Annotated in this window: 8 protein-coding genes; 6 read left to right on the plus strand and 2 right to left on the minus strand. The window is 72.6% G+C overall.

All coding sequences use genetic code 11. The features are described from left to right. Window positions 1-96 precede the first annotated feature (96 nt). A complete protein-coding gene (locus ACFRMQ_RS32735; protein ID WP_380734369.1) occupies window positions 97-330 on the minus strand; it encodes a hypothetical protein in 234 nt (77 codons plus the stop codon). Window positions 331-868: 538 nt separating this feature from the next. Here ACFRMQ_RS32735 and ACFRMQ_RS32740 point away from each other — a divergent pair. The 6 genes from ACFRMQ_RS32740 to ACFRMQ_RS32765 all read left to right on the plus strand — a co-directional run bounded on the left by ACFRMQ_RS32740 (window position 869) and on the right by ACFRMQ_RS32765 (window position 8,070). Continuing rightward, window positions 869-2,980, plus strand: coding sequence for a type IIA DNA topoisomerase subunit B (locus ACFRMQ_RS32740; RefSeq protein ID WP_380734370.1), 2,112 nt, complete (start codon window positions 869-871; stop codon window positions 2,978-2,980). A gap of 154 nt (window positions 2,981-3,134) precedes the next feature. After that, a complete protein-coding gene (locus ACFRMQ_RS32745; protein ID WP_380734371.1) occupies window positions 3,135-3,620 on the plus strand; it encodes a DUF1453 domain-containing protein in 486 nt (161 codons plus the stop codon). Window positions 3,621-3,693: 73 nt separating this feature from the next. Then, window positions 3,694-4,854: a sensor histidine kinase gene (locus tag ACFRMQ_RS32750; protein WP_380734372.1), complete on the plus strand. Its 1,161-nt coding sequence runs from the start codon at window positions 3,694-3,696 to the stop codon at window positions 4,852-4,854. Further along, window positions 4,851-5,546: a response regulator gene (locus tag ACFRMQ_RS32755; protein ID WP_380734373.1), complete on the plus strand. Its 696-nt coding sequence runs from the start codon at window positions 4,851-4,853 to the stop codon at window positions 5,544-5,546. Before ACFRMQ_RS32750 ends, ACFRMQ_RS32755 begins: the two co-directional genes overlap by 4 nt. 320 nt (window positions 5,547-5,866) lie before the next feature. Further along, on the plus strand, window positions 5,867-6,307 hold the full coding sequence (locus ACFRMQ_RS32760; RefSeq protein ID WP_380734374.1) for a DUF485 domain-containing protein: 441 nt from the start codon (window positions 5,867-5,869) through the stop codon (window positions 6,305-6,307). Beyond that, entirely contained in the window at window positions 6,304-8,070 is a 1,767-nt protein-coding gene (locus ACFRMQ_RS32765) for a cation acetate symporter (protein ID WP_380734375.1), read from the plus strand. Before ACFRMQ_RS32760 ends, ACFRMQ_RS32765 begins: the two co-directional genes overlap by 4 nt. A gap of 170 nt (window positions 8,071-8,240) precedes the next feature. Here ACFRMQ_RS32765 and ACFRMQ_RS32770 read toward each other — a convergent pair whose 3' ends face one another. Continuing rightward, on the minus strand, window positions 8,241-9,143 hold the full coding sequence (locus ACFRMQ_RS32770) for a sucrase ferredoxin (RefSeq protein ID WP_380734376.1): 903 nt from the start codon (window positions 9,141-9,143) through the stop codon (window positions 8,241-8,243). Window positions 9,144-9,415: the final 272 nt, after the last annotated feature.

Raw genomic sequence — 9,415 nt, forward strand, 5'->3', positions numbered from 1 at the left:
TCCCTGAGGGGGCGGTCGCCCGGCTCACCGGTCGCGCGCGGTGCGCGGCCGGACACAGCTCGACGCCGACTGCTGGTGGTGGCGTGGCGCCGGGGATCAGCGCTCGTCGTCGGCGGCCGTGGTGCTGGTCGCGGTGGTGAGTCGGCCGCTCTCGTCCTGTATCTCCACGGCGATCTTCTTGAGCTCGGGCTCGAACTTCCGGCCGTGGTGGGCGCAGAAGAGCAGCTCTCCGCCGCTCGCGAGTACGACGCGCAGGTAAGCCTGGGCGCCGCAGCGGTCGCAGCGGTCAGCCGCGGTGAGCGGGCTCGCAGGGGTCAGAACAGTAGTCACGTCGCCTCTTCTCTAGCTCGACGAGCTGTCGTACCAGGGTCAACATCCAACCAGGCCGAAAACGTTCCCGCTCGTGGCTTTTCTTCTCTGAGGATTCTGCTGTGTTGATGAGGACGTGCCCCGGGCGCCGGTGGTTCATGCGTGCCGGATTCCGGGATCCGCCCTTCGCTCGAACGCCCGATCGGGATCGGGTTCGAGGTCCGCGTAGCATAATCCTCTGCCGGGTTGGAGCATAAGCCCCGCCCCGGGCCCCGGTAGCCTGCATAACGGCAGTTCCGGAGCCTGTGCCGGGTCCCACGACCCGCCAGGACCGGTGGTACCGGGAGGAGATGGCGCCCCCGGGGCCCGCGCCCGGGTGCGGTGCTTGTTCGCGCAGCGCGTACAAGCTGCGCGGAGCCCGCCCGTCGTGCTGTGCACCCGGCGCAGGGGTTCGGGCACGCAGGGCGACGGATGTCGGTGCGGCGCGCTGCACTGGCGCTTGGTCCGGATGCGTACGGATGTGACCGATGAGACAGAACTTCACCGAGGAGAGTGCCGCGTGAGTGCCGAAACGACCGTGCCGTCCGCGCTGCTGGCCGGCGACGACGGTTCCAACTACACCGCGCGGCACCTGCTCGTCCTGGAGGGGCTGGAGGCGGTCCGCAAGCGCCCCGGCATGTACATCGGCTCGACCGACAGCCGCGGTCTGATGCACTGCCTCTGGGAGATCATCGACAACTCCGTCGACGAGGCGCTGGGCGGCTACTGCGACCGCATCGACGTCGTGCTGCACCCCGACTCCTCGGTCGAGGTCCGGGACAACGGGCGCGGAATCCCGGTGGACGTCGAGCCCAAGACGGGGTTGTCCGGCGTCGAGGTCGTGATGACCAAGCTGCACGCCGGCGGCAAGTTCGGCGGCGGTTCCTACGCGGCCTCCGGCGGTCTGCACGGTGTCGGCGCCTCGGTCGTCAACGCGCTCTCCGCCCGCCTCGACGTCGAGGTCGACCGCAGTGGCCACACCCACGCGATCAGCTTCCGCCGCGGCACCCCCGGCATCTTCACCGAGACCAGCCCGGACGCGCCCTTCGAACCCGGCAACGGCCTGACCAGGACCCGCAAGGTGCCGAAGACCCGCACCGGCACCCGGATCCGCTACTGGGCCGACCGGCAGATCTTCCTCAAGGACGCCAAGCTCTCCCTGGAGACCCTGCACAGCCGCGCCCGGCAGACGGCCTTCCTCGTCCCCGGCCTGACCATCGTGGTCCGTGACGAGCGGCTCACCGAGAGTGAGCAGATCGAGGAGTCGGTCTTCCGCTACGACGGTGGCATCGCCGAGTTCTGTGAGTTCCTGGCCCCCGACAAGCCGGTCTGCGACGTGCTGCGGCTGCGTGGCGAGGGCACCTTCAAGGAGACGGTGCCGGTCCTGGACGACCTCGGCCACATGACGCCCACCGAGGTCACCCGTCACCTCGGCGTGGACATCGCGCTGCGCTGGGGCACCGGCTACGACACCACCCTGCGCTCCTTCGTCAACATCATCGCCACCCCCAAGGGCGGCACCCACGTCACCGGCTTCGAGCGCTCGCTGGCCAAGACGGTCAACGAGGCGCTGCGCGCGGGCAAGCTGCTGCGCGTCGCCGAGGACGACATCACCAAGGACGACGCGACCGAGGGCCTCACCGCGGTGGTCACCGTCCGGCTCGCCGAGCCGCAGTTCGAGGGCCAGACCAAGGAGGTGCTCGGCACCTCGGCGGCCAACCGGATCGTCGCCGCCGTCGTCGCCAAGGAGCTCAAGGCCTTCCTCACCTCGGCCAAGAAGGACGAGAAGCTCCAGGCCCGGGCCGTCCTGGAGAAGGTCGTTGCGGCCGCCCGCACCCGGGTCGCCGCCCGCCAGCACAAGGAGGCCCAGCGCCGGAAGACCGCGCTGGAGACCAGCTCGCTGCCCGCCAAGCTGGCCGACTGCCGCAGCGACGACGTCGAGCGCAGCGAACTGTTCATCGTCGAGGGCGACTCCGCGCTCGGCACCGCCAAGCTCGCCCGCAACTCCGAGTTCCAGGCGCTGCTGCCGATCCGCGGCAAGATCCTCAACGTGCAGAAGGCCTCGGTGAGCGACATGCTCAAGAACGCCGAGTGCGCCGCGATCATCCAGGTGATAGGGGCCGGCTCCGGCCGCACCTTCGACATCGATCAGGCCCGCTACGGCCGGGTCATCTTCATGGCCGACGCCGACGTCGACGGCTCGCACATCCGCACCCTCCTGCTGACCCTCTTCCACCGCTACATGCGGCCGATGGTCGAGCAGGGCCGGGTCTTCGCCGCCGTGCCGCCGCTGCACCGGATCGAGCTCACCAACCCCAAGCGCGGCCAGGAGAAGTACCACTACACCTACTCCGACGCCGAACTGCGCTCCACGCTGCTGGAGTTCCAGCGCAAGGGGCTGCGCTGGAAGGATCCGGTGCAGCGCTACAAGGGCCTCGGTGAGATGGACGCCGACCAGCTGGCCGAGACCACCATGGACCCGCGCCACCGCACCCTGCGCCGGATCAACCTGGGCGACCTGGAGCAGGCCGAGCGGATCTTCGACCTGCTGATGGGCAACGACGTCGCCCCGCGCAAGGAGTTCATCGTGGACTCGGCGGCCACCCTGGACCGCTCGCGCATCGACGCCTGACGCACGCCGTCCGGCCGGGCCCTCCACCCCCGGGTGGAGGGCCCGCCGCGTTCGGGATCCACCCGCGGTCCACCCCGGCTCCGATCAGCCGGAACCGTCCCGTCCATAGCGTCGGAGAGGTCAGTGAAGCCTCCCTCCGGGACGGAGAAGTCCGATGATCGCCCTCACCAACGTCCTCGTGATCGCCGCGGTGGTGGTCGTGGTGGTCCAACGCCAGATGCGCGCCCAGCGCCTGGACACCGAGCGCCGCTTCTGGCTGCTGCCGCTGATCCTGGGCGCGTTCGCGCTGCGGGACCCGCAGCTCATCGACCACCAGCACACCGCCCTCTCGGTGACCCTGCTGGTCGCCGGACTGGTCGCGGTGCTGGGGATGGGCTCGGTCTGGGGCTGGACCGTGCGGCTCTGGCGGGCCGCGGACGGCTCGGTCATGGCCAAGGGCAACAGGGCCACCGTGGCCGCCTGGATCGGGATGATCGCCATCCGGATCGGCCTGTACGGGATCGGTGCGGCCCTGCACGTCCACCAGGCCGGCAGCTCCCTGATGCTCGGCATGGCGGTCCTGCTGCTGGTCCGCTCGCTCGTGGTGAACTGGAGGGCCCGGACGCTGGAGCCCGTGCCGCCGACCGCCGCCCTGCGCTGACCCGGTGCGCCGTCGCACCGACGGGCCCGACGAACAAGCCGATCCGCCGCCGTGCGCACCCGAGGAGGAAACCGTGGCCGGGTGGTACTGGACCCGCTGGCCGTCCCGCGAGGGGCTGGACCGCGAGGCCGAGAGCCGGCCGCGGCGGATCCTCGCGGGGTTCGGCCGCACCGTGCTGGTGGCCACCGTCACCTGGGGGACCCTGGCCGGCGGCAGGTTCTCCGGCTGGGCGGCGGTGGCCGCGACGGCCGGGCTGGTCGCCGCGTTCGGGCTCTGCGCGGCCTTCCTGCGGACCAGCCGGGAACAGCGTCCGCTGCCCGCCTACCTGCTCACCGGCGCGGTGCTCGGCGCCGCCTGGCTGGCCGACGCCGGTGAGGCCACCATGCTCTCCGACGTGCTCTGGTACGGCCTGGCGGTGATGGCGCTGGTCCGGCTGCCGCCCGCGCCCGGGCTGGTCACGGCGGCGGCCGCGCTGGGCTCGTACGCGGCGGTCACCACGGCGAGCCGGCTCAGCATCGCCGCCACGGTCGGCGGGATCACGCTGCTCGGCTGGCTGCTGCGGATGGACGTCGAGGCGCGCGGCACCTCCCGTCGGCTGCTCGCCCAGGAGCGGGCCGCCCGGGCCGCCGAGGCGGAGAGCGCGGCGCTCGCCGAACGGGCCAGGATCGCCCGGGAGATCCACGACGTGCTGGCCCACAGCCTCTCCGCGCAGCTCGTCCACCTGGAGGCGGCCCGGCTGATGCTGGACGCCGGGACCGACCGCGAACAGGTCCGCGAACGGGTCGTCGCCGCCCGGCGGATGGCGCAGGACGGGCTGGCCGAGACCCGGCAGGCGCTCTCCGCGCTGCGGGGGGAGCTCACCCCGGTGGGGGAGTTCCTGGTCGAGCTGGCCGGGCGGGAGCGCGCGGGCCTCACCGTCACGGGGGCGCCCCGGCCGATCGCCGCCGAGGCCGCCCTCGCGGTGCGGCGCACCGCGCAGGAGGCGGTGACCAACGTCCGCAAGCACGCGCCCGGCGCCCGTTGCACCGTCGAACTGCGCTACCTGGAGGGAGCGGTGGAGCTGGAGGTGCGCAACACCCGTCCGGCGCGGCAGGAGTCGTCGGAGGAGCTGGCCGCGAGCGGCAGCGGGTACGGTCTGCTGGGAATGCGCGAACGCGCGGAACTGCTCGGCGGCACACTGCTGGCGGGCCCGGAGGACGGAGGGTGGCGCGTGCTGCTGCGGGTGCCGGCATGACGGCTTCGGGGGTGACCAGGGTCCTGGTGGCGGACGACCAAACGGTGGTGCGCGAGGGCATCGTGATGCTGCTGGGGCTGTTGCCCGGCATCGAGGTGGTCGGTGCGGCCGGGGACGGGGAGGAAGCCGTCAACCTGACTGAGCGCCATCATCCGGACGTGGTGCTGATGGATCTGCGGATGCCGCGCTGTGACGGAGTCGAGGCGACCCGGCGGATCCGCGCGGCGCACCCGGAGACCGAGGTCGTGGTGCTCACCACCTACGCCGACGACGACTCGCTGTTCCCGGCGCTCCGGGCCGGGGCGCGCGGCTACCTCACCAAGGACGCCGGCGCCGAGGAGATCGCCAGGGCCATCGCGAACGTCCGCTCGGGCGCGGCCGGGCTCTCGCCACAGGTCCAACTCCGGCTCCTGGAAAGGATTTCGGAGCAAGGTGACCGTTTCGGGCCGGCCCCCGGCCAGTCCGCCGCCCGGCCGGGGGAACTGCCCGACGGGCTGACCGTCCGGGAGGCCGAGGTGCTGGCGCTGATCGCCGAGGGGCTGTCCAACTCCGAGATCGCGCAACGGCTGTTCGTCAGCCAGGCCACCGTGAAGACCCACATCAACAATCTGTTCGCCAAGACCGCGGTGCGGGACCGGGCGCAGGCGGTCGCGTACGCGTTCCGACACGGAATCACCGGTACGCAGCAGTAGTCCGATGAGTGTCTGTCGGATGATCGATCACCTCATCGAGTGAACGTATCTGCGATGGTCAGAGGCGGTTCCCGGAGGCCGCCATCATGGTTCGGGTCAGAACATCCGGCCGTCCAGGAGCAGTAGTGCCACAGCAGCAGACGAGCAGTCCCGGATCGGGACAGCAATTCGACTGGTGGGCCGCTCCGGCCGCCGGCAGCCCCGTTGAGTCCGCCGAGCCATCGGCTGCGCCCCGCCGCACGGCGGTACCGGCGCAGTCGGGCCCCGCCCGTACGGATCACGTCCGTACGGCACAGTCGGCAGAGGCGGTCGTCGAGCCCGTGGCCGTCGGCGCGCCGGTCCACGGGCCCGCCGACGAGCCGTTCGCCCAGAGCGCCCCAGCCGACCCCGCGGCCCCGGCCGCACCGCACGCCGCCCTCGTGCCGCTCGACGACGAGCCGTTCGCCGACAGCACCGAGGTGTACCGGACCGTCCAGGCCAGCGCGACGTTCCGGCAGATCCGCCGCAGCTACCGGACGTTCGTCTTCCCGATCACCGGCGGCTTCCTCGCCTGGTACCTGCTGTACGTCGCCGCCCAGGCCGGAGCCCCCGACCTGATGCGTCTCGAGGTGGCCGGTCCGCTCAACGTGGCCTGGCTGCTCGGGCTGTCGCAGTTCGCGTCGACCTTCCTGCTCGCCTGGCTCTACGCCCGCAACGCCCGGACCAAGCGCGACCGCGCCGCCCTGGGCCTGCGCTGGGACACCCAGGACCAGCTGCGATGACGACCCTGACGCTCACCGTGCCCACCGACGCGGCGAAGGCCGCGGTGCGGACCGTGGCGGCGAACGCCACCCCCGCCGTCGCCCCCACCGGGGACCACCACTCGCTCGCCATCGCGCTGTTCGCCGTCGTCGTCCTGGTCACCCTGGGGGTCACCCTCTGGGTCGGCCGTCAGGGCAACGCCGCCGAGGACTTCTTCGCCGGCGGCCGCGACTTCACCCCGCTGCAGAACGGCTTCGCGCTCTCCGGGGACTACCTCTCCGCCGCCTCCTTCCTGGGCGTCGCCGGCCTGATCGCGCTGTACGGCTACGACGGCGTGCTCTACAGCATCGGCTTCCTGGTCGCCTGGCTCGTGGTGCTGATGCTGGTCGCCGAACTCGTCCGCAACGCCGGCCGGTACACCCTCGCCGACGTGCTGGCGCTGCGACTGCGCCGCCGCAAGGTCCGCGCCGCGGCCGGCGGCGCCAGCGTCGTGGTCACCCTGCTCTACCTGGTCGCCCAGATGGTCGGCGCCGGCTCGCTGGTCGCCCTGCTGCTCGGCACCGGCAGCCCGCACGCCCGCACCTGGACCATCATCGCGGTCGGCGCCCTGATGATCGTCTACGTCACCATCGGCGGGATGCGGGCCACCACCTGGATCCAGATCATCAAGGCCTTCCTGCTGACCGGCGGTTCGGTGCTGCTCACCGTGCTGCTGGTGGTCCGCTTCCACGGTGACCTCGGCGAGCTGATGCGCCAGGCCGCCGCGCACAGCGGCGCCGGGCACCGCTACCTGGAGCCCGGGCTCAAGTACGGCGGCAGCCTCACCAGCCGACTGGACTTCGTCAGCCTCGGCCTCGGCCTGGTGCTCGGCACCGCCGGTCTGCCGCACATCCTGTCCCGCTTCTACACCGTGCCCACCGCGCGGGCCGCCCGCCGCTCCACGATGTGGGCGATCGGGCTGGTCGGCAGCTTCTACCTGATGGCGATCGTGCTCGGCCTCGGCGCCACCGCGCTGATCGGCTCGGCCGAGGTGCACCGCGCCAACTCGGCTGGGAACACCGCGGTTCCGCTGCTCGCCCTGGTGCTCGGCGGCGGCAACGGCAGCACCGGAGGCGTGGTGCTGTTCGCGCTGATCTCGGCGATCGCCTTCGCCACCATCCTCGCCGTGGTCGCCGGACTGACCCTGGCCTCCTCGGCGGCCTTCGCCCACGACATCTGGGCCGGCGCCTGGCGGGCCCGGCCGTCGCGCGAACCGGAGAAGAACCGCGGGCGGCGCCGGAGGGGCGAGACCGTTCCGGCCGCCCGGTCCTCGAAGGAGTCGGTGTCCGAGGTCAGCGAGCAGCAGGAGGTGATGGTCGCCCGGATCGCCGCCGCCGGGATCGGCGCCGCGGCGATCGTGATCAGCCTCTTCGCCCAGCAGCTGAACGTGGCCTTCCTGGTCGGTCTGGCCTTCGCCGTCGCCGCCTCCTCCAACCTGCCGGTGCTGCTGTACAGCCTGTTCTGGTCGCGGTTCACCGCCCGCGGCGCGGTCTGGGCGGTGTACGGCGGGCTGATCCCGGCGATCGCGCTGGTGATCTTCTCCCCGGTGGTCTCCGGTTCCCACGAGGCGCTCTTCCCGGGCCTCGACTTCCACTGGTTCCCGCTGGAGAACCCGGGCATCGTCTCCATCCCGCTCGGCTTCCTGGCCGGATGGATCGGGACGGTCACCTCGTCCGAGCCCACCGACCCGGACCGGTTCGCCGAACTGGAGGTGCGCGCCCTCACCGGTGCGGGCGCGGCCTGAGCCGTCGCGCCCGGGGGAACCCGGCGGGCCTGGGGCCGCCGGGGTTCCCCGTGTCGTCGTCCGGGCGCCGTCGGCCACCGGCAGGGGCGGGGCGTCCGGATGCGGGCGGGGCCGCCGACCGGGCCGCAGCGGTGGTGGTCCCGTGCCCCGAACGGGCGCGGGACCGCTGCTCACAGGCCCCGGACCGACAGGACGTCCATCCGCGACGGCGTCCCCGCCGCCTTGCCGCAGCTCTCCGGACGCGGCGGCTCGCTCACCGCCTCGACCACGTCCACCTCCCAGGACCGGCCGTCCCGGTGCAGCACCTCCACCAGCCAGCGGCCCTCGCCGTCCGGCCGCTGGGTGAGCGTCAGTACGTCCACCCCGGTCTCGCCGGTGGCCAGCCGCACCGCGTGCTCGGCCGCCTGGCCCGGACGGTCCCAGCCCGAGCAGCCCCGCGACCACTCCGGCACCGTGTGTCCGGCGGCCGTCGCCGCCAGCACCTCCTTGGCGGTCTCCGGGGTCAGCCGTCCGTAGGCGTAGCCGTACGGCAGCACCAACATCGTGGGGGAGAAGCGGTGCCCGCCCAGGTGGGTGACCTCCCACACCTCGCTGTGCCCGGCCGCCGCCAGCTCCGCGGCGAGCGGACGGCCCAGCAGCGCGCAGCAGCGGTCCCGCCGCCCGTTGGTGCACACCAGGGCCACCGGGCCGCCGACGTGTTCCGTCCCGAATCCGGTGTGATCGCCGGCGCCCAGCGCCGCGAAGTCCAGCTCCAGCAGTTCCGCCGGATCAGCCACCTCCGCCCGGCGCACCCAGCCGCGGCCCGGCACCGTGTGCGCCACCAGCACCTCGTGGCGCGCGGTCGGCAGGCAGTCCGCGTGCCGCCCGGGCCGTCGGATCAACGCCACCCGCACCCCGGTCCCGGCCGCGGCGGCCTCCAGCGCCCGCCCGACCGCCGCGTCCAGATGGCTCTCACCCAGCGCTTTCGCGCCCCACGGCCCGTTCTGCTCCACCAGCAGCCAGGTGCTCGCCGTCGCCGCCGTGGCGGCCAGCGGCTCCGAAAGTTCACGCGACACGGTCGCACAGGTGCTCACCCGGGCAAGGCTACCCTCGGCTGATCACTCGAACGCGGCTCTTGAGCACCCGAACGCGGCCCCCACCCGCCGGGCCGCCTCCTCGCCCACCGCGTCGTCCATCGGCGCGGAGACGGTCGGGAGGTCGGCGGGCCCAACCGGTGGGCGAGCGAGGTTCGGACCGTGGCCGGGGACCGGAGATCGCCGTTCCGTGTCCCGGATGGACCGGATAGACCAGATGGACCCGACAGACACGACAGACACGACGGAGCGGAGGGGCACCGGAGATCGTC

The organism is Kitasatospora sp. NPDC056783, from assembly GCF_042789895.1.
Lineage (GTDB): Bacteria > Actinomycetota > Actinomycetes > Streptomycetales > Streptomycetaceae > Kitasatospora.

Excerpts from the sequence above, each read along its gene's own strand:
- ACFRMQ_RS32745 (WP_380734371.1), top strand. The coding sequence starts at position 3,135 with ATGATCGCCCTCACCAACGTCCTCGTGATCGCCGCGGTGGTGGTCGTG.
- ACFRMQ_RS32755 (WP_380734373.1), top strand. The coding sequence starts at position 4,851 with ATGACGGCTTCGGGGGTGACCAGGGTCCTGGTGGCGGACGACCAAACG.
- ACFRMQ_RS32765 (WP_380734375.1), top strand. The coding sequence starts at position 6,304 with ATGACGACCCTGACGCTCACCGTGCCCACCGACGCGGCGAAGGCCGCG.